Here is a 23,065-nt window from a genome sequence, read left to right on the forward strand (position 1 = left end):
ATCGCCGAAAGATTAGGGCTCGGCCGTCGCCCACAGCCTCGCCGACCTGCGCTTTGCGTTAGTAAGAATCGGAAGGATTCTCGGTTAGAAACGTTAGAGGAGCCGGTTCGGCAATCGCCACAATGGCTTAGGATCGAATCCGGTTCCTGATAGCACGGGAATCCGGTTCCCGATGGCACGGGAGTTGCGGTTCCTGATAGCACGGGCCTGTCCACAGTCATTTCACAGCCTTGGTCGGTCGAGCGCGCGGCGCGCGCTGCGTCGCGTACGGTTCCGGCGGGTTGGGTTGGAAGCTCAGGCGCGATCGGCCATCAGGATCGATGGTGAGCGCGAGCCGATAGCCAGGCAGCGGTTGGCGACGGACGATCTCGCGCAGATCGAAGGTGAAGCGCTTGAAGTGGGAGAGGCCGCCTGACTTGAGATGGAGATGGCGGAGATCAAAGCTCCAGCCGTAGCTCTGACGACCACCGTGTTTTCGCACTAGACGGTAGAGCCATCGCTCCAGGCCCCCAGTCAGCCCAAAGTACTCACGATCAATCGTTAGGATCAGAGCATCGTCGAGTACGCCGGAATAGAACCAGTCGGCCAGAATGAGCTCGATCCCGAGCGGGCGCCTGCTGGCGTCCATTCGCTCCTTCCACTCGTTGATCCACGAGAAGCGATGCCGGCGCCGTTCGCCCGGCTGTCGGATCGACGTGGCAACCGTGGTTGACTGCAGCCGGTCAAGCGCGGCCTTCAGCCTGTGATAGCTGTGGGCGGAATCGCCCCGGCCGATGAAGGCAAGAATCTCGTAGGGCGTGGCCGCCATGAGACGCGACGTGCGAAGGCCGTTGTCTCGTGCGTCGACGATCTGGCTCGCCGCCCAGATCAGAATGTCAGCGTCCCAGATGGTCGCCATGCCGTGCTCGGCCGTTGCCTCGACGCGGATCGACACCTCGCCCATGCGAAAGTCGATCGGCGTTACGCGGCGGGATTTGGCGAGCGAGAAGAACGGCCACGACATGAGATCCTGCGCGTCGCGCGGCGTGACGACACTGGCGCGAGCGTGAAACAGGTCAAGCTGGCCTTCGGAGCGGTACTGCACTGACGCCACCCCAGCGGTCAGGAGGCGCGATCGCGTCTGCCGGCATAGGCAGGTGCGCGGGCGGCGTGCGGCTTGGCCGGCGGAACAAAGGTCGCGTCCGTATCACTGGTGGAGGTGCGCGCGCCGAGTTCGATCCAGGCGTGCAGGTCATCGATGTCGTAGAGCACGCGCCCACCGACTTTCCTGTACTTTGGGCCGGTGCCGTAGGTTCGGTGCTTTTCCAGCGTGCGAGCGCAAAGGCCGACGATTGGTGCCGCCTCCTTCGTTCGCAGGTATTTTTGGGGCGCGTCCGCGGGACCCTTCGACATCGCTCGATCTCCATTCGGTTTTGCTGTCATCCTGGCCTGCCGGGACGCGCGAAACGGACGATGGTCGAATTGAGAAAAGGCGAGGGAGGGCAAACATCGGGGATGTGTTTTTGCTACCCCTGCGAGGATGGACTTCACCGATCGGATTTTCGGCTGCGGCTGTGTGGATAGAAAAGTAGGTCGCGGTAGCCGCCGGCGACCATTCGATCCGCTCTTCGCAGGACGGCCCGTACCTTGTGCCTGAGGTGATGGTCGCGCCAATCTCGTGGCACGATTGGATCTCGTGACAGCAGCACCTCCGCGATCATGCGATAGGAGGCCGCTGCGCGGCGGGCGTCGTGAGCGCGCAGATTGAGGATATGCCTGGTCTTCGTCTGCTGGGGCAGCGCGCCGTAGACTGGGCTGCCGGGCGATCGACCGTTCAGCGCCCGCCAGAACTGGCGTGCGGCGTCCACTCTTGTTTCGAAGGCTTCGTCGAGCGGGAGAATGATGGCATTGATGCCAAGTGAACCGTCGCAACTCTCGGCAATCAGGCGATGCGTTGCGGTCGATGCCGACCAAAGAGCCTCAAGGTCTTCGCCCTGCTCCCAAACGCCAGCGTTGCGGAGCTCGCTAGGAAGCACGCTCCGAGGGGATGAGCCAGTCGAGGCAGGCATCCGCGTGACCCGGAGAACGCGCGGCGAGGCCTTTTCCGTCCAGACGATGTTCTCGGCAGATGAAAGTCCGTCACCGGTGACAGTGAAATCGCGCGCCCCACCGTGCGGCGAAGTCAGATTGTCCGAGCAGGTCTTCGGTATTTGCGCTTAGCGACGCAAGCTGACTGCACTCGACGATGAAGGCGTCGTTCCGGATCAGATATTCGGCAGCGAACTCCGACGCTTCGTAGTCGCGCATGTGCACATAGGCCGCTGGATTGGTCCAATCGCCTTGCAATTTGCCTGGTCCTCTCCCGATGCCAGCACTCGGCTGCGAGCTTCGGAATCAGCATCGGGGTCGATGCGCGGGCTGGGTAGTTGGAGAGTCAGCAAACCGCTGTGCTGATTCAGCAAAGCGTGGCGCATGGCAGGCTGCACCTAGTGGGGCGCACCGCCCGCCAGAAGATACCGATAACCACTCGTCGTCATCCACCGCGCGCGGGCAAGATGGGTCTCCCAGGACTTGAACGCTCGCTCCGGCTCATGCTCAGGATCGATGTGCAGGACGATCCTGGCCACCTCGCGCCAGTCCGCATCTTCGGCCGCCGCATCAAGAAGGCGGATGTAGGTGAGCAGTCGCTCCTCGTCATAGCCGGTCAGGATCGGGGCATCCGGTGCAACGTCGGCAACATCGGGATCAAGGAGTGGTTTAAGCACGGCCCACCAAAATTCGTGGAAGCACAAGTGGCTGCGTTCATAAGATAACCAGATTTTCTGGTTATCTGGATTTCCATTTAATTGATCTGCCGGTTTCGTCAAGGACCGGCAGCGAATGCAAAAGACACTTCGGTCGCCAAGACATTTGCGACTTATCCAATTGATCGTGGACAAGCGCAAAGCTGCAGGCTTGAGCCAAGCCGACTTGGCAAAGGCAATCGATCGATACCAATCGGTAGTCGCAGCGATCGAGTCGGGAGGACGGCGCTTGGACGTGATCGAGTTTCTCGACTTGGCTGAAACGATCGGATTCGATCCCCATGATATTCTGAATGAGGTGGCAACAGTTCCGAGTATGCCTGCCCGAAAGCGCTAGCCGTCGATCTGCTAGGGCGAAATCAGAGCTGAAATCCAAACGAATTTCTTGTGCTGTGCTCAAAATGGCAGCAGTCGCATCGCGAGCCGGGCGGAGCCCGGCGAGCGGCCGCCACGTCTCGGTACGGCCGGAAACTTTAATCCTGGCTACCCGTCGGGCGTCATACTTTGATATGACGGTCTCGTTGATACGGCGGACCTAATAGGCCGCGCGGCGAGACGTTCGCTGCGCGGCCTTTCGTTTGCTCATGCCGCCCGTTCCAACAAGGCCTTCGCCCTGCCTTCAAGCTCCAGTCGGCTATCCTGATGCGCCTTGCTGCGGGCGTGCGCAGTCATGCCCTGCACGAAATCGAAGATGCTTTCGGGCAGGCGGCCTTCCTCCTGCAAAACTGCCTCGATGATCTTGCTTGTTTCGCTCTTGGAGAAACCGCGCTTGCGCAGGAAGCCTTCGCGGTCTTCGTCGCTACGGGCGACGATCTTCTCACGTGCGGCCTTGATGCCGGCGATAAACGGCGCGGGGCTAGAGTTCGCAAAGCTCGTCAAAGCGGGCGCTGCCTCATGAGCAAAACGAAGTGCTGCAAACTTCGAATGCCGGATGCTGATCTCCTCGAAGCCTTCTACGCCCCAAAGATTGCGGTTCATGCAAACGGCGCGGAGATAGAAACTCGCAACGCCCAACGTCTTACTGCCAACCTCCGAATTCCAGCAATAGAAACCGCGAAAATACAAATCCGGTTCGCCATTCGGGAGCCTTCCGGCTTCGATCGGATGGGTATCGTCAACGAGAAACAGGAACACGTCGCGGTCGCTGGCGTAAAGCGTGGTGGTGTCCTTGGTGATGTCGACGAATGGATTGTGAGTCATCGTAGCCCAATCCAGAACGCCCGGCACCTTCCACATGGTGTCACCGGTACCATTGCCCGCGATCTTCATCACGGAGGCGACAAGCTCGTGATCCCAGATACGGCCATAGTCCGGGCCGGTTACGGCGCGAAGTTCAATGCGCCCGTCTGCCGTCTCGAGGGTCTTCATCAATTCCGCCCGATGGCTCAGAAGGCCGTGCTGTAAATTGATGCCTGCCAGCGGCGCGGGAAGCTGGCGCATGTAGGTCGCCGGTGCGCTGACAAGGCTGCAAAGTTGGCCAAAACTCCAATGCGTGGGCGCAATTGGTTGCTCCTGTCCGGGGACGATAAGCGAAAGCCGCTCTGCATTGTCGCGGGTAGCTTCCACGCGAACAGCGCGGCTCTCGACGGTGCGGGCGGTAGCGCGGTCCGCTCTCTGCTTCACGGCATCAAAAAGCTCGGTGAGGCTCAGATAGCGCTCGTCATCGGGACGCGAAAACCATTCCGAGGAAACCCGCCCGATCCTCTCGCCGCGCGTGACGTCAACGCGGAAGCCGCTGGAAACCGCCTGCTGCTGACTGTTGTTCTCGCCGTCGATGATGGTGGTCATGTTCATTGTGCTCACTCCTTTTCCGTCAATGCCGAAGGCATGTCCCCCGGCATGCCTTCCGGGGGCGCGAGAGCGCGCGGGAGTGATGGGGGCCAATGCCGGCGCGCTGAGCCGGGGTGCACGGTCGAGCGAAGCAGATGGAAATTGATGGTCGCTGTTGCTGCAATCGCCCGCTTTGCGAGCCTGCGGCCTTGCTCTGCACAGGCGGCACTGGCGGGGAAGCGAGGGGAAGTTCCTCGCTTCCCAACGGATCGACAAGGGTATCCGCAGTCGATCAGAACGATGAAAGCGAAGCTTACTCTTATAATGTTGTGCAAGAGATTTGGATTTTACAGAGAAACGTACTACTTGCCTCATTGGCGGGACGGGGAAATCAAACGTCGCTCAATTCGTCCGATACAAGATACAATAAGAGGAAATTATATGACCACTGCTCTCGAAAAAGACGGCCAACTGGATACCGTGTCGATCGCGGCCGACATCGTCGCCGCCTATGTGTCGAACAATCCATTGCCGGTCGGCGAGTTGCCGAAGCTTATCGGCGATATCCATGCCGCTCTGAAAGGCATCGGCACGCCGGCGATAGAGCCTGTGATCAAGCAGGAGCCGGCAGTATCGATCAAGAAGTCGGTGACGCCGGATTTCATCATCTGTCTGGAAGACGGAAAAAAATTCAAATCGCTGAAGCGGCATCTTCAGCATTTTAATCTGACCCCTGACCAATACCGGCAGAAGTGGAACCTGCCTGCCGATTACCCGATGGTGGCACCGAACTACGCGGCCACCCGCTCGGCTCTGGCGAAGGCATCAGGGCTCGGGCGCAAGGCGGCTGCGCCTCCTGCCGCGGCGGAAAAGCCAAAGCGGGATGCTCGCGCGGCAACAGCGAAGACGGCCGCAGCCGCAATCAAGTCGCCTGTGAAGAAGCCGCGCAAGGCGCTAGCCAAAGCGTAGTACACCGCGTCTGGCAGAGCTTAGAGATCGCGGACCTGAACATGACGAAGCCCCGCCTTGCCGCGAGGCTTCGTGTTTTGTGGATCACTCGGCGGCGCGGCGTGACCAGATAAGCGAGAAATCGCCCTCGTTCTCGGTCTCGACCAGGCTCGCATAGATCGGAGCGGGGAAGCTGGGATCGTCGAGCTTGACTGAGTGGTAGTCGCGGCCTTCTCGCGAGGTCTTCTTCCATGCCGCCCCGAACTCGGTGGCGCCGGCGAAGATGCGGAAGTCCGGACCCTTTTCATTTTCGCCATCGGTCGGAGAGAACGTTACCGTCTTGACGTTGAGGTTGAGAGTCTTGACCGAGCCGGAGAAGCCCTTCGCGGTGCGGGAGAAAGTGCCGATCGTAGCCATTGTGGTAGTTCCTTCTGTTTTTCTCGGGCCGCGCCCATCGCGGCCTCGATGGTGGTCGTGAGACCGGAGACGATCGGTCCGCACCCTGAAGGGGCTGGAACGAAGTGAAAGACGGCGGCGCGAGGCTTTCTTGGATCGCGAGGAATGGACGCGCAGCGACCAGGGGAAGAAAACGCAGCGACGTCGTTGCGGGAAGACGATCGAGACTGAGCGCAGCGAAGGCGGTCTTCGGTCAGACCCAATCCATTCGAGGACGCCGTGGGCGTGGCTTGGAAAGAATACGCGGAAGGAACGCCACAGTGGCTAGATCAGTCACGACCATTGTCGCTTGCGCCGCTGCGCTTCTCTATTTCGGTCAAAGACGCTTCCTCACTCGCCAAGGCGGTGTTGGTCCTACTCCACCGGTGAAGAAGAGACGTCCGATTTCCCTGATCTTTGGGCTGAATCGTCGTCGCGTTCGGGGCGTCTCCGAAGACGACCATTGATTGTTGAGGGCAGCGGCTTCCAAGCCGCCAAATGCCGTGACGATTTCCTCTCTCACGTCGATTCGATGCAAGTCTGATTTGAGATCGAAGGCGGACCATAGCCGCGTCACACCTGATCCTCCACCTCATCGCCGAATGTTCCCGCCGCGGTCACGCCTGACGCACGGTGAGGCATTGCTGGGAACGGGTCGCTTCCACGCCGGGCGTCTACCGAGATGCGCTGCGTGACTTTCGCGATAAGAGTGGTGGAAATTCCCGGCTCGAGCATTTGTTTGCACTGGATTCCGTTCTTTGACGCGATGACAGTGTGGAATTGCCTGTGCCATAAGGCCAGTCGTTGAACCAACTCAGAAGGGATGGAAACGATGGCTGTAAACACGATCGATATTGCCGAACGCCTTGCAGACGCGCACGGCCTGTCGAAAACCCAAGCGAAATCCGTGGTCGAGGATGTGTTGAAGGGCATTGCGGAAGCCGCTGCCAAGGGCGAGGAAATCAGCCTCAATGGCTTCGGCAAGTTCAAGGTACAGAACAAACCAGCGCGCGATGGCCGCAATCCCTCGACTGGCGCCACGATCAAGATCGCCGCATCTAAGAAGATCGTCTTCCAGCCGGCAAAGGCTCTCAAGGACTCGGTGAACGGCTGACCATTTATGACGACACATCTCGTCTGATGGTAACGCGCTGTCCTGTTGGGCGATGGTGTCTTATTCCAAGATCATCAGCTTCTCATTGCTGCCGTTCTTAGGTCGAGGTCCCCGGCCGCGCCAATGGCGCGGCCGGAAAATTCTCCAACAGAAAACTGGCCGGAACCGCGCGGCGGCTCCGGCCGTCGCGCTTACTCGGCGGCGATATCGAAGGGTTCGCCCCCCTCGGCCAACCGCAGTGCCGCGATGGGCAGAGGACGAATGGCGTCGACGGTTGCATTGACGGCGACCACGCTGACGGTTCGCTTGACGTATCGCGCCACCGCATGAGCAGCACCCCAGAGCACCCCAGCTATCCGCTATCGCTGCGCGCGCCGAGAAGCCGACCTGGCTGAGACGTTCGACCATATCGGCCAGCATTAACTGTTCGCCGCCATGAAGGTGGTCGGCGCCCGTGGTATCCATGACCAATCCGTCGGGAGGATCTGGGGCGACAATCGGCGCGTAGCGCCGCAAGGCCCACAGGGCCAAACGCTCCAATGCCTCCGCGTCGGCATCGGGTTCGGCCTCCATGACCGCCAGCCCCTGAATGAGCGCCTGTGCCTTCGTCGCCGGCATTCCCACCCGCAGGCCCGCTTCCACAGCCGCGCGATCTGTTGCTACCACCAAGCGACGGTTGCCTTGCTGCCCGACCAGCACCAAGGGTCTATCCGGTGGCGGCGAGACGTCGCCCAATTTCCTTCTGAGCCGGTCGGTCGACCAGCTTGGAAGGAAGAGCGAGTCGACCCTTTGCATCACAAGCCTCCACTTCGATATCGAGCGTTTCCCCTCCACGTGATCGGATCAATTCAAGTTGCCATCGTGCCCGGCCGACGCCTGGCACGGGAAGCGGTCGCGACGGCAAGACAGAAACCCGCCAGCGCGTAACAGACGCCGTCGGCTGCCCGAAATCGGCGGCTTCGGTCTGGCGGCGCCAGCGGCGGATCGCGATGCCCATCGCGCCGGAGCCTTCCGATGCTAGCTGTAAACGTCGCGACGCCGTCATCGAGAGCCGGGCAACTTCGGCAACCACAGCCCCAAGCCCGACATGCCGCAAACCTTCTTCGAAGCAGGCGAGCAAGGATTTGTCGTCACCGGCTTCGACATAGATCACCCGGTCGGGGTGAAGTCCGACCTGGGCGATTGCCGGCGCAAACAGATCCTGGCGCGTCACGCACCACAGCACCTTGCCTTGGGTTCTGGCCGCAATGCCCGCCGCAAAAAGCGACGCGGCGGCGCCATCGAGCGCTCCATTGCCACCACCGGCAACTTCATGGAGCGCGCCAAGTGCCACACCGCCCCCAGGCAGGTGGCTGTCGATAAAGGAAATGCCGAAGGGGAGCACCACTCTTTCGCGCGTATTGCCGCCTTCGAGACGCGCAATGCGATTTCGATGATCGGAAATAGCAGCGTTTGGCGCCGATGCACTCATCTGTCCCCTGAACGCGAAATGCTGATGGTATGTTCCTCATTTGTTCTCTTCCTAATGAAGAGTCAATGGCATGGTGAGGTGGCGCTGCGAAGAAATGTTTGGCGCGACCGCTGCCGGGTGACACCGATAGAGTCGTTTGCCGACAGGACGATGCGGTCGAAGGCCACAATGCCGCGCTGGACGTCGCGCCGGCGACTGCCGGCGCCTAAAGGAAAAACGGCGCATAAACCGCAGTCCTGCGCGCGTCCGCAAGTGCGGACATTGTCGCGCGCAGGACGGAGGAAATTCGCCCCCGCCGCGGGCGGTTAACAGGACAGCCGTAGGAGCGTCAGCATAGCGCCGGCCGCAGGACGGGACGCGGGACCGACTGTCCCCGTCCGCGGCGGTCCGCATCTTGATCGGCGATGGAAGCAGTTGCCTTGGAAACGGGATGATGCGCCGATCATTGTCCAGTGAGTTATCGCGTTGAAAAAACCGACCTTATTCTCCTGTCGGCAACAGCCTATTGACTCCAATGTTCTTATTTTGTTCACTGTCGACATGATTGGCACAGGAGGCGAACATGGAACTTCGCTTGAACATTGAAGGTGCAACGCCCGAAGAACTGGCACACGGTGTCGCGGCAGCCGAAGCAGTCTTCGCGCAAGCCGGCATAACGGCCTTGCAAGGTGCAGAAGGTTTGTTCGCGTTGGAAGGGTGGGATATCAAAGGCTTTCCGGAAGACGACCAGCCAACCGAGGACGAGGACCGAGCCGCTACAGTCTGGATGGAAGCCGACGAGGCCGCGACGAAAGCATGTTGTGCGGGCTGGCCGGAGGACACAATTCCGCGCCATCAGATCATGGAACTGATCAACATTCCCCGAACGAGATTGGAAGCCGAGGCGCTTCCGGACACGTGGCCGGCGCGCAAACAGCTCTATCCTGACGTCGTCAAACGACTGGAGGTCACAGCTGGCCCGGACCGCCAGATCGATTTCGATATTGCCTTCGTTCTTGGTTGGGTGCCCGAGCGGCCAACGCTGGATCGGATCGAGCCGCTTTCGGAAGATGGGGACCGCATCCCTTCTTCACCAGCGACCTTGCCCAGGTGGAAGAAATGGCCCGCAAGGCGCTCAAGGACTGGACGATTGAAATTGATCGGAATCCCTACGATGCCCACGTTTTCGACCCTGCAGCCGCCGATGACGGTGACGAATTGCGCATGGCGGCGTGGCGCGATTTCGACGGCTCCTTGCTTATGAAGAAGCCACCTGCAAATCCGGCAATCGCACTGACCCTGGTAATGATGCGCGGGCAGTCGATGCATTTCGAATAGTGGTGAACGACAAAACACGGCCGCGATCGCCTACCGATCATGCTTGGCCATTCCAGGTCGCACGGCCAGATGGCCGAACGGCCGACGAGGCCGCCCGCATCCGAGGAGAGAGACCATGTCAGAAAAGCCACCGTATATGCCGACCGGCATTGGAATGGGCATGATGAGCGACGACGAGACCAAGGTCGGCGTTCTGATATTCGAAACGGCGCGAGGTAACTTCGACTTCGCCGTCAATCTGCAGGCAGTCGGTGTCCTCATCAAGGCAATCAATAAGATCGAGATGCACCTCCGCTCCGGCAGGACGCACTGAGTGTCCGACGATGTGCCAGATCAGAAAAAGCCGAAGCTGATCGTGGTCGTGGCGTTCGACCGAGGCGAGGATGGCGACCTGTTCACTGCATGCGGTCCGACCGACCAGCAAAGCGAGGACCGCGCGATCCGCAGGGCAAAGGCGCTGGCTTCAAACCACGCTGGTGTCATAGCATGGAGTCGCGACGCCGACCCGGCGCTTGGCGACTATGGGCCACCGACAGTACTGTTCACCAACGGCGAAGTGCCGGACATGGAGTGAAGAATGATCGATCCGCCCAGGTACCTGGATGACCATGACTACGCAGACCGCGCGCTAGACTGCCAGGAGGCCATGGAGCCCGGCTTTCAGGCAATCATCGATTGCATGTTGGAAGTGGGGCTGGACCCGGGGTGAGACATTGCGGGCGCTGAAGCGGCTCATTGCCGCCGACAACATGACCCAGAAAGAGAATGCCAGGACGGAAGCCGAGCTCGCGATCGCGCGTGCCATGGTACGCGCCGGCAAGCCACTTTAGGCTGCCGGCAGTTTGCTGACTCCAGCTTCATCGACCTCCGCTTCCATCTGGTCGCCGACCGGCGCGGCCTTGCCTGCACCCTGGATGGACACACCATCGAAGCCCGGCAACCAAGCGTCGGCATATTCCCCCCAGAACTCAGGCACGACCCGATCGTCTTGCATCACGCCACCCTGAGTTACTCAAACGCGATTCAAGCATCGGCGCGCGATTCAGTTCCCGACTGTTATTCCGAAATGCCGCCAGGGGTACTGTCATTGGCGTTGTCCGGGATATCCATCTGGATTGTCCCGCACGCCTTGCAATCGAGCTTGTGGTCAAGCCTCTTGGGGTCCATGGGGTTTGGCCCTCCTGTCAGCTCGCTGAACGTCTGTAACAGCGACCGTCCAGCAACTTCACAGGAGCGGCGGACCCAGCGCGCGCGTCGCCTACCATCGGAACCAACTCCTGCTTCCTTCGTTCGCCATCCCATTGAATGGGGCTGTTCATGAACGATGCCTTTTTTGACGTTCCCCTGATCGTTGAGACGTCTGGGCCGGGCGAGTTCCGGAGGTTGGCCAGTGTGTCCCAGGCCGCCGTTTTCATGATGGAGCGCTGGCCCGAGGCGCATGGTCCGCGATATCGCGCTGCGCTCCGAGCCTGTACCGGGCGCCTGACCTCGAAGGACGAAGTTGAGAATGCCCGACGCGCCTTCCTGGCGGCAGCCAGGGAAGCTGGCTTGCTGGTGAAAGACGAGGATGAGGACGCCGACCTGGAGCTTCATCCCGACATCGAGACCACGCCCCCATCGCCCAGCGAGCAGAAGCGGCGAGAGCGCGCGCGGATAGAAGAGGAAGAGGAGTTTCTGGTCCGGTTCCTGGCGCGCGAAACCGGTATCACAGAGGAGCAGGCCCGCGAACTTTTCCACATGATTGGCGACGATCGGGCAGCATTGCTAAGAGAGGCCAGAATTTTGAAAGCCCGGCATTGAAGGGGACGCCGCCCCGCGCGCCCACAAGCGCGCCGAGCCTCGGCTCCGCCTGCGGCCTCACCAAACCCTCTGGCAGTTGCTACCCCCGGACCTCGCCGGTCAGGCAGGGGAGCCGGGGGCACCCTTTTCCACAACCAGAAGTCAGCGAAGGAGCCGGAACGAATTGCAAGCCTCACCGTTGCGCTTGCGCTTGAGGGATAAAATGCCAAAGTGAGAAGGGACAACTCACCATGGGCGACGATAAATGCGACGGCGCCCGCATGTCGGGGCGCGATAGGCTTGTAACTCAACTTGCCATGGAAACCGGTATCACTGCGGACCAGGCGCGCGGCCTCATCAGCATGCTAGGCACTGACCGGAATTCCCTGCTCCGCGAGGCGCGGATAATCTTCCGCCAGGGCCATCGGCAGGAGTGACGGGCGGATTGTTGCTGTCGGCAGTAATACGGTCGCCGTCAAGCCTGTGGCTGAAACGTTGTCTCAAGCGGCGGACGGGTGATGTTGAACGTGCAGTTGGTGGTCGTAGACGCCGCAGCAGCGGCAACCACCCCCAGCAACCGGCTCTCATCAAAGCCCGCCTCGATAAATTCGCGCTTTTCCGCCGCGATAAGACCACCACGCTTCTGCTCACCAATGACGATCTCGACCATATCGCCGGCAAACGCGATCAGCTCGAAGGCAAGATTCGGGAGCGCTACGGGATTGAGAAGGATCGTGTCCGGCGCGATATCGACGACTGGCACGGCCGGCAAGGCTGGTGAACCCGCGAGGCTGCCAAATGTGAAGGCGCTGTAGCTGCAGCGCCGTCATTTTATTCGACCACAACGCCGCGAAGCACGGCATACTGCCGCTTCACCTAGGCCGGATTAATCAATTTGGCTTGTTGATTGATGTGACCGCGAGGTTCGTCAGCTTGTTGTTGGTGGCTTTCTCCTCGTCAAGGATCTCGCTGAGCAGCTTGTGCGCCTCGTCATGTCCGAGTTCCTTGGCCCATTCCCGCAGAGAGCCGTATCGGGAAATTTCGTAGTGCTCAACTGCCTGGCAAGCCGCCAGCAGGCCGGAATCGAGTGCCGTCCCTGACGCTTCCTCCATCAGACCGTCGGCTTCCTTGATGAGCCCTTCGATGGCGTCGCACTTCTCGCCAGACGCCTTCTTGCCAATTGACTTGAACACCTGCTCCAGCTTCTTGATCTGCCCCTTCGTCTCCGCGAGGTGATCCTCGGCGGCTTTCTTTAGCTTGGCGTCTTTTGCGGCCGCAGCCACTTTAGGCAGTGCCTTGGTAATCGCGTTCTCCGCGTAATACATGTCTTGGAGGGTATGCTCGAAAATATCGGCCAAGGTCTTCATCATGATGCTCCATTTGCCCGGATTGGCACGGGAGAAAGTGCGAGCGAAGCCAATGGTTCCGTGTTTTTCACGCCGGCCTGACAGACAGATGGCCGTTGGGCCGGAAGCAAAGTGTCCGCCTATCAGGAGCTGACTGTCCTCCGGCTGGGGAATTATTTAGGCGACGTTCGATCATGCATCCATTCCTCAAGGTGCAGGAGGCGCGGCAACCAACTGCTGGGAAGGCGACAATATTGGCTGGTCTTGCTTGCGCTCGCGTAGCGCGAGGAAAGCTGCGGCGAGCATAACAGCCATGCCGGTGACGTCGATCAGGCCGACCTCCTCACCGTAAGCGACGATTCCGAGCAGGACGGCGATCACGGGTGAGACGAAGGCAAAAGGCTCCGGCCCGCGAGGCGCCGATGTCGCGCAGAAGACGCATGAAGAGCGTGTAGCCTATGAACGACCCAAACAGCACGAGGAACAGCCACCCGGCCCAGGCCTGCCAGCCCCAATCGCCTGTTAGTGCCGCGGCCGCGCCTGGCTCCGCAACGAGTGAGACGAGGATCAGGAACGTCTGAACGACGAAACCACGCTGAATGTTTAGGGCAAAGATTTTTCAAAGACGCAAATCGATTTGTTCAATCAAGATTTTCATCGATCCAGAGAGATTAGCCTAGGAGAATGGCAGGCGCGTCCCATGCGTGAAAAGATGACAGACTGGTTCGCGAGCTGGCTAAGGTCGCAACTTTAACCCGGAGCGTACTCGCATGTGTCCATCCGGTTAAGCCGCCGTGGGCAAAGCGCTAAGCGTGCATGCACGCCAGTGCCCCCGCCCCTTACGTTGGCTGCAGCAGCGTGCTACCGCACCCAAGGCTGTAGGTGACGGCGAAGCAGTCTGATGTTGCGGTTGTTGGCCTTGAAATAGACGTCGAAGATCGAGCCGAGGAGAGGAACGCTTCCTACTACCGTATCGAGCAGCACGTTCCCCAACATGCGGGCTACCAAACCATTTGCAGCACCGCAGTTTCGGGCTCGCCACACGATATAGGCCGAGACCAGGCCCGTCGCCGCATCTCCGAGGACGGGTACCAAGCCCACCAGCGCATCCAGCCCAAAACGTATTGACGTTCCCGGAATGCGCCAGCGGGAATCAAGCAAAGCGGCCAATAAGTCCAGCTCGGCAATTGCTCTTGCTGCCTCAGAGTCGGGGGGGCCCTGTCCGCTCATCCCAGCCGCCGGGCGTGTGCGATTCAGACCTTCCCAGTCTAGAACTGTCACTCTAGACATCGCTTTGACCGGGTGAATTCTTAGCTTGCGAACTACGTGACGGCACGTCATCGAGCAGGGTCGTCTCATCAGAGACCTGCGTCGGCTCGGCTGGCAATTCGCCATTTGGCGTCATCTTGTTGACTGCCTCTGGCAAATCTTTCGTGATCCTGGCAATCAACTCATCCCGCGAAAGACCGGTCTGCAACGAAAGGGAAGTGAGTGTGTCTTCGTCTATGGCCGTTTCCACGTCGCTTGGCCCGATCGGTTGGTTCGGTCCGGTGCCAACCCAAGAGTCGACCTTGGCTCCAGCCCCTACCCCTCTGAATCGGTCGAGGATGTCGCCAAGCGCCGTTCCCGACACGCCTTTCGATAGTTGATCCAGAACCCCGCCTTGCGGGTCGTTTGGGTTACGATCTCCAACTCTACGTATCATCTCACCGATCTTGTCGCGATTTTGATACGCCAGGACGCCAAGCATCGCGATCGCCAATCTTCCCAGATTTGCCATTTTGGTCTCCTCCACGGTCCAAATGGAGGAAGGGCTCAGCCTCACAAAAGTTCCGCGAGCGATAATGTAATGTTGGGTGTCGTCGCGGCCCTCTCCCGAGCGAGATCGACCAACTTGTTCGACTGGGATGTGAGGACCATTACCAGGCCACGCCTGTGCTAAATCCTTGAATAACAACTGTCTTGGGGCGAGGTAACGGAACCAAATAGGCTGTGTCGCGTCATATAGGCAGGTCCCCGTCCGGAGTGAAATCGATGATCAGGCTCCTTGTTGCCGCCACAGCGTTCCTCCTCGCATGTGGCGGAGCCGAAGCCGCGAAACTGAACCTGACCGCCGTCAACCAAGCGCAATTCGCGTCCGACACCCCAAAGGGTTTGAACCCGGCCGTTCTGAAAGCACAAATTCTCTTGGACCGCGCGCGCTTCTCGCCGGGCCTGATCGACGGCCACCTTGGAGAGAGCTTCACCAAGGCGCTCAGCGCCTTCCAGACGGCGAACGGATTGCCGTCCGATGGCAAGCTCACCAGGGAGATTTGGGACAAGCTGTTGGCAACTTCCTCGAGTCCAGTCCTGGTCACCTATGAGCTGACCCGCAAGGATGTGCGCGGACCTTTTACCAAGCGAATTCCAGCTCGCCTCGAGCGGATGGCCCGCCTGTCGAGGCTAGGCTATCACAATGCGGCCGAAAAGCTGGCGGAGCGCTTCCATATCAGCGAACCACTGTTGCGAAGGCTCAATCCTGGCATCGGCTTCAGGAAGGCCGGCACGAAGTTGCTGGTGCCTGATATTGGTCGGGGCGATCCTCCCGCCGCCATTGCCGAGGTTGAGGTCGACAAGAAGGCTCGCGTGCTACGCGCGCTTGATCCTTCCGGTAAAGCGCTTGCAGTCTACCCTGCCTCGATCGGCAGTGACGAAAAGCCGGCGCCGAGTGGCCAGGCAGAGGTCAAACGCGTGGTGCACAATCCGACCTATCACTATGATCCCCACTTCGCTTTCAAGGGCGTCAAAACCAAGCGACCCTTCACCATTGCTGCCGGCCCGAACAATCCGGTGGGGTCGATATGGATCGATCTGTCGATCGAAAGCTACGGCATTCACGGCACGCCCGAACCCGGCAAGATCGGGAAAACCTTCTCGCATGGCTGCATCAGGCTGACGAACTGGGATGCCGAAGACGTCGCCTCGATGGTGCAAAAGGGCACGAAAGTTACCTTCAAAGGCGAAATGGCTGACGCTGGCGACAAACCTAAATAAGCATACCGCTCACCAAGTTTCATTTCCTGTTATGAATGCTACCCCGAGGTCTACTCTGCCATATCAAGCTTGGTGCACGACGCGACCATCTCCGGGCTACTTGTAGAACCAGCGATCCCGACTAGACCCATCGGGGCTGAGGGTGAGACCCAGTAGCAGACCCATTGCAGCACCAAGAATAAAGGCGGTCGACACAGTGCCCGGATTGTCCTGGACGGCTCCCGAAACAGATTGGGCCCCGGTCCGCAGGGCCTGAGCCGTACGGCCGGCCCGCTCGGCAGCGCTGTCATACCAGCCCGTGGCTTCCTCGACGACCTCTTCTGCGCGCTCTGCCAGCGTCCGATTGATCTTGTTGATCTCGCGCTTCAGCTGGGCAACCTGCTTCTCCAAGGTTGCCTGAGCTTCGCGCTGCGTCGGCCTCGGTGTCGCGTTTGCATTTGGATCATCGGCCATCTTCAGACTCCTTGATTGTCAACGCTCAACGACTAACGGCTGCGTAAGGTTCCTATCAGAGAAAATACCGGCCACGCAGCGGACTTGGTGTCCGTTTTGGCCGGCCTTTCAGGCAGCGACCGGCGTGCTTTTTGCTCGCCTCGCCAAGTGTCCGGTGGACTTTGCCGCCACGGACGTCAACGACAATTTAAGTTAGCTTGCACATGGATGCGTTGGCTGCATGGCGCCACTACCCGCAGGCGGTCTGGGCACGGATCCGGCCAGAGCCCTGCCGCGTTGATACACTGCCCCTGGGAGATCAAACAAATGACTGGCCATGCGGACTAACCAACCAACAGAGCCGACTCTGCGATTGCTGCGCAGCGTTGGCCGAGTGACCACCCACAAGACAAAGTCGCTTTAGCGCGATGGCGCGGTGACCGAATGGGAGGCTGCTAGCGTGTCCTGAATAATGCCCACCAGCTGTAACGTGTAAAAATCCACCGCCAGGAATGAGTCGTGGGGTTCGATTCAGAACTTTCCGGCTCGAGTTTTGAGCTCGGCGCCCAACGGTGTGGCTGTACCTTGATAGAATGGAATGTACTGCCAAGGCGGACGATAACCGAACTGGTCGAACGCATGGAGTATCGGGGGGCTGGTAGCCTCAGCAAGAAAATCAGAAATCGGTCGCTGCGTTATCCCGGGCTTACGACTTCTCTGACTGGGGTGGGGTGTGGAGTGCGAACGCGCTTTGGAACATTAGTGATTGTGGACTGTTGAGGTGGTTCTTCGGATGCCGCTTCTTAGCGTGAGAGGCGGGGCCGCCGTGGCATCCGTCCCTCATTTGGCGGGCTCCTTTTAGCAGAAAGCAAGAGATGATGAATCGGATTATTTGGGTTGTTGGCGCGATCGTAATTGTCCTTTTTATCTTAGGCTTCCTAGGACTGCGATAACCCTGCACGATAAGCCGTCCCGGCAGCGCGGTCACGCTGCACTTTTTGCACCTCCTGCCAACGTTGCCTTTGGGGATGGCAATCAGCTTTGTGCTTTCAAAGTTGCTGGCGGCTTCGGATTATTCGACCCTCACCTTGGCGCAGCCCTGACGCTCTCGCGAGTCTCAATTGCCAATCCAGATTGCCAATCGGCTCATACGGCATATTTGCTTCGGACTCAGCCGCAACCGTTGGCTTATCCGGATCAGATCACCGTATCCGTCCAGCGCACAATATCCTTGGCCGCCTCGCCGAAGGCGCTGTCCAGCGCGCTGACATAGGCCGGATTGCCGCTGCCCGAGACGGGAGCGGATGCGGTGAAGCTCTTCGACGCCCGCACCTCGCCGTTGCGGTCGTTGAGGATGCGCACGAAGAGGTTGACCTCGGCGTGCTCGCCGCCATTGACGCGGACTTCGAAGGAGCGGATCTCGACGATCACCTGATAATCGATCGCCAGCCCCTCGCCCGGCTTGCCAACGCCGGCAAAGCTGCCGGAGCGCTGGAAGGTTTCGGCGAGCCTGGCCTGCACGATCAGCGGCAGCCGGTCGGCCCATTGCGCGCCCTTGAGGTACTGGATTGAACGGTCGGACGGCTTGATGACGATGTTCTGGCTGTCCAGCGCCTTGAGCGCGGAAGGCTGGGCAATAAGGATCTGGCGGCGGCTGTGGCCATGCGCGTCGATCGACGAAGCGGAAAGCTCGAACGTATCGAGCGGCGCCGGCTTGCCTCCCAATGCCGCGCAACCGGCAAGAGTCAAGCCAAGCAACGCCAAACTAGCATTCAGGGCATCCGTTTTGAGCCCAAGCGATTTCACACGCGATCACCTTATTCCCAGTATTTCTAAACCTGACAAACCGGAACAAAGCAACACAGCCCGCGTTTTTTCTACAGCGATCATTCCGACGGACAAGTCCCGCAGCGTTAGCGGAGTTAAGGAACGAGAGTGCTCTTTCGACGTCGAAACCCGGATGGTTTCTTCGAGCGCTTACGCACCTATATGTGGCCGCGTAGTTCCTTCTCGCGCTCGCCCCAGTACTTTTCAAAGCGCATCCTGCGGCTGAACGCCACTCCACACGCCGTGGCGGCAGGGGTCGCGGCGGGGGTCTTCGCCTCATTCTTCCCGGTGGGTTTCCACTTCGCCATTGCCGCGGTTCTGTGCTGGCTGATTGCGGGGAACCTGGCGGCGGCCGCACTTGGCGCAGTTGTTTTCGGCAACCCGTTGACGTTTCCCTGTTGTGGGGCGCCTCCTGGGAGACCGGTAAGATCATGTTGCACGACCGTCTGCCAAGTCACGGCCCGCCTGCGCACCTGAGCGAGATGTTGCATAACCTTTCGTTTTCGCAACTGTGGGGGACCAGTGCTCAAGCCGATGCTGATCGGCGCAGTGCCGCTTGGACTGATCTTTGGCCTGCTGTTCTATGGCATCATGGACGCAAGTTCACCACCACCATGCAGTGGGGGCGTCGTGCGAGGTTAGCGGGCAGTCTCCTATCGAGATTGTGACCAGGCTCGGCGTCAAAATCCGCGCGTCGCCGCCTTGGACCCTCGAATTAACCGGAGATCTCGTCGCACGCTGCACACTTGTCTAAATCGCGGGCGTTTTGTGGGAACAAGCATCACGAAGGAGCGTAGCTCGCCACCTACCATCATGGAAGCACCGTGCTATGCTGAAGGAGCTACCCCGCAGGCGAGACGGCGCCAGACCCGCATGTGGCGTCATGCCTATTTTTTCAGTGAGGCACTCGACCGTCTATCGTTACAGCCGACCTGTAAGGTTTGGCGAACACCGGTTGATATTCAGACCGCGCGACAGCTTCGACCAGAGACTTCTAGACCACGCCATGGTCGTTGACCCCGAGCCGAAAGAGCTCCGGTGGATCCACGACGTTTTCGGAAACTGCGTTGCGGTGCTTGATTTCAAGGCGGCGGCTAAAGCACTACACTTCGAAACAGCCATTCGGCTTGACCATACGCCGCAGCACTCGCCGGATTTCCGCATCGACGAAGCAGCACTCCGCTATCCCTTCTCCTACGAATTTTCTGGATGTATTAGCTCGCAGCGAAGCCGACTTTACGCTCGCCTTCCGGCGTCTGGGCGACGACCTCGCCGCCCCGGACGCTCAGGGCGGGGCGCGGCAGTTGTTTGAGGATCCAGGCGCATTCGATGTTTGGTCGGAGCGCTGGCGCGAGCGCATCGCAAGCGATGCTGCCGACACGGCCGCGCGCCGGGCGGTCATGCATGCCGTCAATCCCAAATTCATCCCTCGCAACCATCGCATCGAGGCTATGATCCAGGCGGCGCTGGGCGGGGACTTCACACCTTTCGAGGAGATTCTGAGGGTCATCAGCCGGCCCTTCGATGAGCAGCCGGAAATGGAACGCTATGCTGACCCGCCACGCCCGGATGAACGCGTCTTAAAGACATTCTGCGGCACATGAGACATTGAATGATGGCTGGTTAACATGTGCAAATGCGGAAGACCCTTCGCAAGCTACCGTCGTGAGTAGTCGGAAGCGTCTGATCTATGACGATTATGGACTCACGGAAGCTTGTCGATCACCCGTGCCGATGCTTCCACCGTTGCAGCCAGGACTACCTGAGCGTCGGGCGGCGGGTGCTGGGAGACAGGTCTTGAGCGTCATGGCTGTCCTGAATAAATTGGTCGCGTTCAATTTCACTGCAATCAGAGAACGCTCTCCGGAACCAGTTGCCCTGCATCGAGTTGCTATTCCGCCTCGCTTTTGAGCGCGAACGGGAGAACACAGGATGGCACCCACTAAGAAAGCATCACCGAAGGGCCTGAACGAACTTTTCCACGACACGTTGAAGGACATCTATTTCGCCGAAAAGAAGATCGTTGCGACGCTGCCGAAAATGGCAAAGGCCGCTCAAGGCCCAGATTTGAAGGCGGCGTTCGAAAAGCACCGCGAGGAAACGAAAGAACACGTTGCCCGGCTCGAACAGGTTTTCGAGGTGATCGGCAAGAAGCCGCAGGGAAAGACGTGTGCGGCTATTGTGGGCATCACCGATGAAGGTGCCGAGATCATGGAGGAATATAAGGGCACACCTGCCCTGGACGCCGGCCTGCTGGCTGCGGCCCAGGCTGTGGAGCACTACGAAATCTCACGCTATGGCACACTGAAGACCTGGGCCTCCGAACTCGGGCTCGATGAAGCGGTTTCTCTCCTCAATTTGACGCTTGGAGAGGAAAAAGCGACCGACGAGGCGCTGACACAACTCGCTGAATCGGCTGTCAACATGGCGGCCGAAAACGTGTAGTAGCCCCACCAGGCGAAGACTGGCCCGTCGCTACGCGAATCTCACGGGAGGTATCAATGGGATATCCAGGTACGCTCGTTTCAAGACTACTCGGCAAGAAGCCCGGCCTCGCTGGCAACGGCGATATGCGCAAGTCGACTGGCGCGGGTCCTGCAATAGCAGCGCATTCGAAAGACGCGAAGACAACGGCGCCGACCGGCCAGAACCGATCGGCGGCAGCAAAAGAAAAATGACCGACGCCGTAGGAGCGTAGTCACTGGACAGCCAACAATGCGCCCATTTCCGGTCAACCCTTTGAAGCAGGCGGTTCGGTCCTGTCCAGACTGACCCCGTCAGGTTGACTCGCAAGGCTTGCAACCATTAAAATAACAGTGTCATCAGTACAAACATCGACAAACGGTCTAAATTGTTAATGGAACGTATGTTATATTTCCTTCCTCGCTAATTCCACCGATGCGCAATATTATGCCCTGCAGAAGACCCACTGAATGAATTACGCAGGTCCAAAGGATCGTAATTAAACCTCTAATAGGCCATTCCAGATTTCGAATGCAGTTCAGCTCGGGAAGGAGGGTGGCAAAACCCAATCCCGGAGGCGTCTGGACCTTTAGACCAATGCCATCGGTAGGTAGCGGATGATGATCTCGTCCTGCCGGAAACGGCGCTCCAACTCCGCTCGGCGCCTTCGCCAATCGGGCAGATCGACTTCTTCCGTCATCACCTCGAAGATGACAATCTCGTCCATGTCGGACTCTTTTCCCTCCCTCCATACCCCTTCCGCGGGCGTCCGAAAATACGCGGTGACACCTTTGAACGTATTGGCGAGTTCGTCCTTCACACGATCGAAGTCTTCCTTGGCGAAGGGCTCACCCGCGTTGTCGGAACGAGGAAGCAGGATCTGGACAAGGTGCATGCGGCCGCCTCCAAGCTCTTCCAACGGCGGCGACCAGCATCATGTTCCATCGGCTGACGCTGCGGGCAAAGGCGCAAATGTGAACCAGGCTGACGGGAGTTCCTGCATTCCGTGACTCCAGATGGGAATCCTGGCCTTGCGTGAAAGTGTGCCACGCGCAGCCAATCCGTGACACCGCCGCAGTTGGCGGCGTGTGGTTGGATGTAGGCGAGCCTCGACCAAGCAAAGGGGCGTGCCTGACTCCTCGATGACAGGCAGGTTTTCTCCCATTGCCAAAGGCCGACAGGTTGCCTTGGCAATGCTGGCGCAACGTTCATAGGTGCCGGCACAATGGGCAGGGATCAGTCAGCCCGTCAACTGCCTGTTTTGGCTACGTTTATTCCTTCTCGCCGGGTGTCGTTTGCATCACAATACACGTATGACAGTAGGTACCACGATCTCGGCCGCGGATTTTGCGCCGGCGACACGGACAGACGGCAACCTTGCATCGGCGCACGCGGCTGCGCAATTTTTTGCAAAAGCAGGAACATAGCTGCATCGCCCAAGTTAAATAGCGACGGCATTGGACCACGGACTCATTTTCGCATTTTCCAGGCTGCCAGAATGCTCCGGGGTTCTTTGATGCTCGAACGAATGGGCAGGACAATGTATCGCTGTCGGCGTTTGCTATCAGCCTTTGGTCTGGTGTTGTTGACGAGTGGCCTGTTCCCACAGGGCCAAGCCATGGCACAGGCGCCCTGCCCGGCCGACCACGATAAGCTGCTCGCCGCACTCAAGGCCAATGTGAAAGCAAGCGGCGGACCTGCCAACGGAGGCTTTGAGACCAATGAATGGGCCGCTGTCGTTGCTCGCGACGGCGCGGTGTGCGCGATCGCTTTCAGCGGTCCCACCGCCGATTCGCAATGGCCAGGCAGTCGCCTCGTCGCGGCGGAGAAGGCCAATACAGCCAATGGGCTCAGCCTGGCGCAAATGGCCCTATCGACGGCCAATCTCTACGCGGGGACGCAGCCGGGCGGGCCGCTTTTCGGCTTGCAGGAGACCAACCCGGTCAACCAGGCCGCAGCCTATGCGGGCGATCCCAAAACGTTTGGAAGTGCCAGCGATCCTCTCGTCGGCAAGCCAATCGGAGGCGTCGTCGTGTTTGGCGGCGGGCTTGCCCTCTATGACGGCAAGAGCATCGTCGGAGGCCTCGGGGTCTCAGGAGATTCCTCATGCGCCGATCACAATGTCGCCTGGCGTGTTCGCGCGGCGCTTGGCCTCGACAAGGTTCCCGCCGGGGTCAATCCCAATCGCAAGGACGCCATCGTCTACGATGTCGATCCCGGCGGCAAAAGCGCCTCGGGCTGGGGCCATCCGCTTTGTGCCGGCACCGAGGCTGACATCGCGGCGGAGCTCGGCGCCGGCGTGGGAGGCTCGATCCACAAATGAAAGGCATGCTGCACCCGGCACCAG

At 59.6% G+C, this 23,065-nt stretch carries 27 protein-coding genes and 5 pseudogenes; 15 read left to right on the top strand and 17 right to left on the bottom strand.

All coding sequences use genetic code 11. The features are described 5' to 3' along the window. Nucleotides 1-217: 217 nt before the first annotated feature. The 5 genes from EN990_RS20945 to EN990_RS20960 all read right to left on the bottom strand — a co-directional run bounded on the left by EN990_RS20945 (nt 218) and on the right by EN990_RS20960 (nt 2,744). Nucleotides 218-1,084 (bottom strand): replication initiator protein A, encoded by an 867-nt coding sequence (locus tag EN990_RS20945; RefSeq protein WP_245469198.1) that lies wholly within the window; start codon nt 1,082-1,084, stop codon nt 218-220. A 17-nt stretch (nt 1,085-1,101) separates the two neighbouring features. Then, nucleotides 1,102-1,392, bottom strand: coding sequence for a helix-turn-helix domain-containing protein (locus EN990_RS20950; protein ID WP_127370466.1), 291 nt, complete (start codon nt 1,390-1,392; stop codon nt 1,102-1,104). Between the two features lie 134 nt (nt 1,393-1,526). After that, a complete protein-coding gene (locus tag EN990_RS36700) occupies nt 1,527-2,048 on the bottom strand; it encodes a DUF2285 domain-containing protein (protein ID WP_127388373.1) in 522 nt (173 codons plus the stop codon). A 70-nt stretch (nt 2,049-2,118) separates the two neighbouring features. Further along, nucleotides 2,119-2,325: a DUF6499 domain-containing protein gene (locus tag EN990_RS35525; RefSeq protein ID WP_281056293.1), complete on the bottom strand. Its 207-nt coding sequence runs from the start codon at nt 2,323-2,325 to the stop codon at nt 2,119-2,121. A 140-nt stretch (nt 2,326-2,465) separates the two neighbouring features. Further along, complete coding sequence (locus EN990_RS20960; RefSeq protein WP_127370593.1) at nt 2,466-2,744, bottom strand: DUF2285 domain-containing protein; 279 nt, start codon at nt 2,742-2,744, stop codon at nt 2,466-2,468. Nucleotides 2,745-2,859: 115 nt separating this feature from the next. On the opposite strand from EN990_RS20960, the gene EN990_RS20965 reads away from it, so the two are divergent. Further along, nucleotides 2,860-3,120, top strand: coding sequence for a helix-turn-helix transcriptional regulator (locus tag EN990_RS20965; RefSeq protein ID WP_084652625.1), 261 nt, complete (start codon nt 2,860-2,862; stop codon nt 3,118-3,120). Between the two features lie 245 nt (nt 3,121-3,365). On the opposite strand, the gene EN990_RS20970 is transcribed toward EN990_RS20965, so the two are convergent. Next, complete coding sequence (locus EN990_RS20970) at nt 3,366-4,577, bottom strand: DUF932 domain-containing protein (protein WP_127370455.1); 1,212 nt, start codon at nt 4,575-4,577, stop codon at nt 3,366-3,368. 417 nt (nt 4,578-4,994) lie between these two features. On the opposite strand from EN990_RS20970, the gene EN990_RS20975 reads away from it, so the two are divergent. Further along, nucleotides 4,995-5,522, top strand: a complete 528-nt coding sequence (locus tag EN990_RS20975; RefSeq protein WP_127370332.1) for a MucR family transcriptional regulator — start codon at nt 4,995-4,997, stop codon at nt 5,520-5,522. Nucleotides 5,523-5,606: 84 nt separating this feature from the next. Here EN990_RS20975 and EN990_RS20980 read toward each other — a convergent pair whose 3' ends face one another. Beyond that, a complete protein-coding gene (locus EN990_RS20980) occupies nt 5,607-5,918 on the bottom strand; it encodes a DUF736 domain-containing protein (protein WP_127370333.1) in 312 nt (103 codons plus the stop codon). A gap of 850 nt (nt 5,919-6,768) precedes the next feature. Here EN990_RS20980 and EN990_RS20985 point away from each other — a divergent pair. Then, a complete protein-coding gene (locus EN990_RS20985; RefSeq protein ID WP_095089546.1) occupies nt 6,769-7,050 on the top strand; it encodes an HU family DNA-binding protein in 282 nt (93 codons plus the stop codon). 311 nt (nt 7,051-7,361) lie between these two features. Here EN990_RS20985 and EN990_RS20990 read toward each other — a convergent pair. Beyond that, a pseudogene (locus EN990_RS20990) lies at nt 7,362-7,845 on the bottom strand (DNA polymerase Y family protein); the annotation flags it as partial. After that, nucleotides 7,757-8,521 carry an ImuA family protein gene (locus EN990_RS20995; RefSeq protein WP_127388374.1) on the bottom strand — a complete coding sequence of 255 codons (765 nt, stop codon included), beginning with the start codon at nt 8,519-8,521 and terminating at the stop codon, nt 7,757-7,759. The pseudogene EN990_RS20990 and the gene EN990_RS20995, both read right to left, overlap by 89 nt. Nucleotides 8,522-9,083: 562 nt before the next feature. Between EN990_RS20995 and EN990_RS21000 the strand changes: the two genes are divergently transcribed. From EN990_RS21000 to EN990_RS36825, 4 genes and pseudogenes are all read left to right on the top strand, one after another. Further along, the gene (locus EN990_RS21000) at nt 9,084-9,764 is read left to right on the top strand and encodes a hypothetical protein (RefSeq protein ID WP_245460949.1); all 681 of its coding nucleotides are present in this window, start codon (nt 9,084-9,086) and stop codon (nt 9,762-9,764) included. A gap of 189 nt (nt 9,765-9,953) precedes the next feature. Next, nucleotides 9,954-10,151 carry a hypothetical protein gene (locus tag EN990_RS21005; RefSeq protein WP_127368823.1) on the top strand — a complete coding sequence of 66 codons (198 nt, stop codon included), beginning with the start codon at nt 9,954-9,956 and terminating at the stop codon, nt 10,149-10,151. Next, the gene (locus tag EN990_RS21010; protein WP_127368822.1) at nt 10,152-10,412 is read left to right on the top strand and encodes a hypothetical protein; all 261 of its coding nucleotides are present in this window, start codon (nt 10,152-10,154) and stop codon (nt 10,410-10,412) included. Nucleotides 10,413-10,415: 3 nt separating this feature from the next. Then, a pseudogene (locus EN990_RS36825) lies at nt 10,416-10,668 on the top strand (hypothetical protein). On the opposite strand, the gene EN990_RS35530 reads toward EN990_RS36825, so the two are convergent. Then, nucleotides 10,665-10,832, bottom strand: a complete 168-nt coding sequence (locus tag EN990_RS35530) for a hypothetical protein (protein ID WP_164766131.1) — start codon at nt 10,830-10,832, stop codon at nt 10,665-10,667. The pseudogene EN990_RS36825 and the gene EN990_RS35530 sit on opposite strands and share 4 nt — an antisense overlap. A gap of 323 nt (nt 10,833-11,155) precedes the next feature. Between EN990_RS35530 and EN990_RS21020 the strand changes: the two genes are divergently transcribed. Both EN990_RS21020 and EN990_RS36240 read left to right on the top strand, forming a co-directional pair. Next, a complete protein-coding gene (locus EN990_RS21020) occupies nt 11,156-11,638 on the top strand; it encodes a DUF982 domain-containing protein (RefSeq protein ID WP_127368821.1) in 483 nt (160 codons plus the stop codon). Nucleotides 11,639-12,263: 625 nt separating this feature from the next. Then, a pseudogene (locus EN990_RS36240) lies at nt 12,264-12,398 on the top strand (CsbD family protein); the annotation flags it as partial. A 109-nt stretch (nt 12,399-12,507) separates the two neighbouring features. On the opposite strand, the gene EN990_RS21035 reads toward EN990_RS36240, so the two are convergent. The 4 genes from EN990_RS21035 to EN990_RS21045 all read right to left on the bottom strand — a co-directional run bounded on the left by EN990_RS21035 (nt 12,508) and on the right by EN990_RS21045 (nt 14,743). After that, nucleotides 12,508-12,984, bottom strand: coding sequence for a ferritin-like domain-containing protein (locus EN990_RS21035; protein WP_127368819.1), 477 nt, complete (start codon nt 12,982-12,984; stop codon nt 12,508-12,510). A 186-nt stretch (nt 12,985-13,170) separates the two neighbouring features. Further along, the gene (locus EN990_RS35535) at nt 13,171-13,344 is read right to left on the bottom strand and encodes a hypothetical protein (RefSeq protein WP_164766135.1); all 174 of its coding nucleotides are present in this window, start codon (nt 13,342-13,344) and stop codon (nt 13,171-13,173) included. 480 nt (nt 13,345-13,824) lie between these two features. Beyond that, entirely contained in the window at nt 13,825-14,193 is a 369-nt protein-coding gene (locus EN990_RS21040) for a DUF4112 domain-containing protein (protein ID WP_245460948.1), read from the bottom strand. A gap of 52 nt (nt 14,194-14,245) precedes the next feature. Further along, entirely contained in the window at nt 14,246-14,743 is a 498-nt protein-coding gene (locus EN990_RS21045; RefSeq protein ID WP_127368818.1) for a YidB family protein, read from the bottom strand. Nucleotides 14,744-14,997: 254 nt separating this feature from the next. On the opposite strand from EN990_RS21045, the gene EN990_RS21050 reads away from it, so the two are divergent. Then, entirely contained in the window at nt 14,998-15,996 is a 999-nt protein-coding gene (locus EN990_RS21050; RefSeq protein WP_127368824.1) for a L,D-transpeptidase, read from the top strand. A 96-nt stretch (nt 15,997-16,092) separates the two neighbouring features. Here the strand turns inward: EN990_RS21050 and EN990_RS21055 are convergent, their stop codons facing one another. Beyond that, entirely contained in the window at nt 16,093-16,449 is a 357-nt protein-coding gene (locus tag EN990_RS21055) for a hypothetical protein (RefSeq protein ID WP_127368817.1), read from the bottom strand. A 1,176-nt stretch (nt 16,450-17,625) separates the two neighbouring features. Then, a complete protein-coding gene (locus tag EN990_RS21060) occupies nt 17,626-18,186 on the bottom strand; it encodes an ABC-type transport auxiliary lipoprotein family protein (protein WP_245469199.1) in 561 nt (186 codons plus the stop codon). Between the two features lie 177 nt (nt 18,187-18,363). Here EN990_RS21060 and EN990_RS21065 point away from each other — a divergent pair. The 4 genes and pseudogenes from EN990_RS21065 to EN990_RS21080 all read left to right on the top strand — a co-directional run. Next, nucleotides 18,364-18,846, top strand: a pseudogene (locus EN990_RS21065) (DUF2062 domain-containing protein); the annotation flags it as partial. Nucleotides 18,847-19,138: 292 nt separating this feature from the next. Beyond that, a pseudogene (locus tag EN990_RS21070) lies at nt 19,139-19,456 on the top strand (transglutaminase N-terminal domain-containing protein); the annotation flags it as partial. Further along, nucleotides 19,383-19,859, top strand: a complete 477-nt coding sequence (locus EN990_RS21075) for a protein adenylyltransferase SelO family protein (RefSeq protein WP_245461134.1) — start codon at nt 19,383-19,385, stop codon at nt 19,857-19,859. The pseudogene EN990_RS21070 and the gene EN990_RS21075, both read left to right, overlap by 74 nt. Nucleotides 19,860-20,187: 328 nt before the next feature. Next, complete coding sequence (locus EN990_RS21080) at nt 20,188-20,700, top strand: ferritin-like domain-containing protein (RefSeq protein ID WP_127388376.1); 513 nt, start codon at nt 20,188-20,190, stop codon at nt 20,698-20,700. 607 nt (nt 20,701-21,307) lie between these two features. Here the strand turns inward: EN990_RS21080 and EN990_RS21085 are convergent. After that, nucleotides 21,308-21,613 carry a hypothetical protein gene (locus tag EN990_RS21085; protein WP_024504611.1) on the bottom strand — a complete coding sequence of 102 codons (306 nt, stop codon included), beginning with the start codon at nt 21,611-21,613 and terminating at the stop codon, nt 21,308-21,310. Nucleotides 21,614-22,336: 723 nt separating this feature from the next. Between EN990_RS21085 and EN990_RS21095 the strand changes: the two genes are divergently transcribed. Next, nucleotides 22,337-23,041, top strand: coding sequence for a heme-binding protein (locus EN990_RS21095; protein WP_013525145.1), 705 nt, complete (start codon nt 22,337-22,339; stop codon nt 23,039-23,041). Nucleotides 23,042-23,065: the final 24 nt, after the last annotated feature.

This window comes from Mesorhizobium sp. M7A.F.Ca.US.005.03.1.1 (assembly GCF_003997975.1).
GTDB lineage: Bacteria > Pseudomonadota > Alphaproteobacteria > Rhizobiales > Rhizobiaceae > Mesorhizobium > Mesorhizobium ciceri.

Excerpts from the sequence above, each read along its gene's own strand:
- EN990_RS21095 (WP_013525145.1), top strand. The coding sequence starts at position 22,337 with ATGGCACAGGCGCCCTGCCCGGCCGACCACGATAAGCTGCTCGCCGCA.
- EN990_RS21045 (WP_127368818.1), bottom strand. The coding sequence starts at position 14,743 with ATGGCAAATCTGGGAAGATTGGCGATCGCGATGCTTGGCGTCCTGGCG.
- EN990_RS20995 (WP_127388374.1), bottom strand. The coding sequence starts at position 8,521 with ATGAGTGCATCGGCGCCAAACGCTGCTATTTCCGATCATCGAAATCGC.
- EN990_RS36700 (WP_127388373.1), bottom strand. The coding sequence starts at position 2,048 with ATGCCTGCCTCGACTGGCTCATCCCCTCGGAGCGTGCTTCCTAGCGAG.
- EN990_RS21055 (WP_127368817.1), bottom strand. The coding sequence starts at position 16,449 with ATGGCCGATGATCCAAATGCAAACGCGACACCGAGGCCGACGCAGCGC.
- EN990_RS21050 (WP_127368824.1), top strand. The coding sequence starts at position 14,998 with ATGATCAGGCTCCTTGTTGCCGCCACAGCGTTCCTCCTCGCATGTGGC.
- EN990_RS21080 (WP_127388376.1), top strand. The coding sequence starts at position 20,188 with ATGGCACCCACTAAGAAAGCATCACCGAAGGGCCTGAACGAACTTTTC.
- EN990_RS21040 (WP_245460948.1), bottom strand. The coding sequence starts at position 14,193 with ATGAGCGGACAGGGCCCCCCCGACTCTGAGGCAGCAAGAGCAATTGCC.
- EN990_RS21000 (WP_245460949.1), top strand. The coding sequence starts at position 9,084 with ATGGAACTTCGCTTGAACATTGAAGGTGCAACGCCCGAAGAACTGGCA.
- EN990_RS20970 (WP_127370455.1), bottom strand. The coding sequence starts at position 4,577 with ATGAACATGACCACCATCATCGACGGCGAGAACAACAGTCAGCAGCAG.
- EN990_RS21005 (WP_127368823.1), top strand. The coding sequence starts at position 9,954 with ATGTCAGAAAAGCCACCGTATATGCCGACCGGCATTGGAATGGGCATG.
- EN990_RS20975 (WP_127370332.1), top strand. The coding sequence starts at position 4,995 with ATGACCACTGCTCTCGAAAAAGACGGCCAACTGGATACCGTGTCGATC.
- EN990_RS21020 (WP_127368821.1), top strand. The coding sequence starts at position 11,156 with ATGAACGATGCCTTTTTTGACGTTCCCCTGATCGTTGAGACGTCTGGG.
- EN990_RS20985 (WP_095089546.1), top strand. The coding sequence starts at position 6,769 with ATGGCTGTAAACACGATCGATATTGCCGAACGCCTTGCAGACGCGCAC.
- EN990_RS35530 (WP_164766131.1), bottom strand. The coding sequence starts at position 10,832 with ATGCAAGACGATCGGGTCGTGCCTGAGTTCTGGGGGGAATATGCCGAC.
- EN990_RS20965 (WP_084652625.1), top strand. The coding sequence starts at position 2,860 with ATGCAAAAGACACTTCGGTCGCCAAGACATTTGCGACTTATCCAATTG.
- EN990_RS20950 (WP_127370466.1), bottom strand. The coding sequence starts at position 1,392 with ATGTCGAAGGGTCCCGCGGACGCGCCCCAAAAATACCTGCGAACGAAG.
- EN990_RS20980 (WP_127370333.1), bottom strand. The coding sequence starts at position 5,918 with ATGGCTACGATCGGCACTTTCTCCCGCACCGCGAAGGGCTTCTCCGGC.
- EN990_RS21035 (WP_127368819.1), bottom strand. The coding sequence starts at position 12,984 with ATGAAGACCTTGGCCGATATTTTCGAGCATACCCTCCAAGACATGTAT.
- EN990_RS21085 (WP_024504611.1), bottom strand. The coding sequence starts at position 21,613 with ATGCACCTTGTCCAGATCCTGCTTCCTCGTTCCGACAACGCGGGTGAG.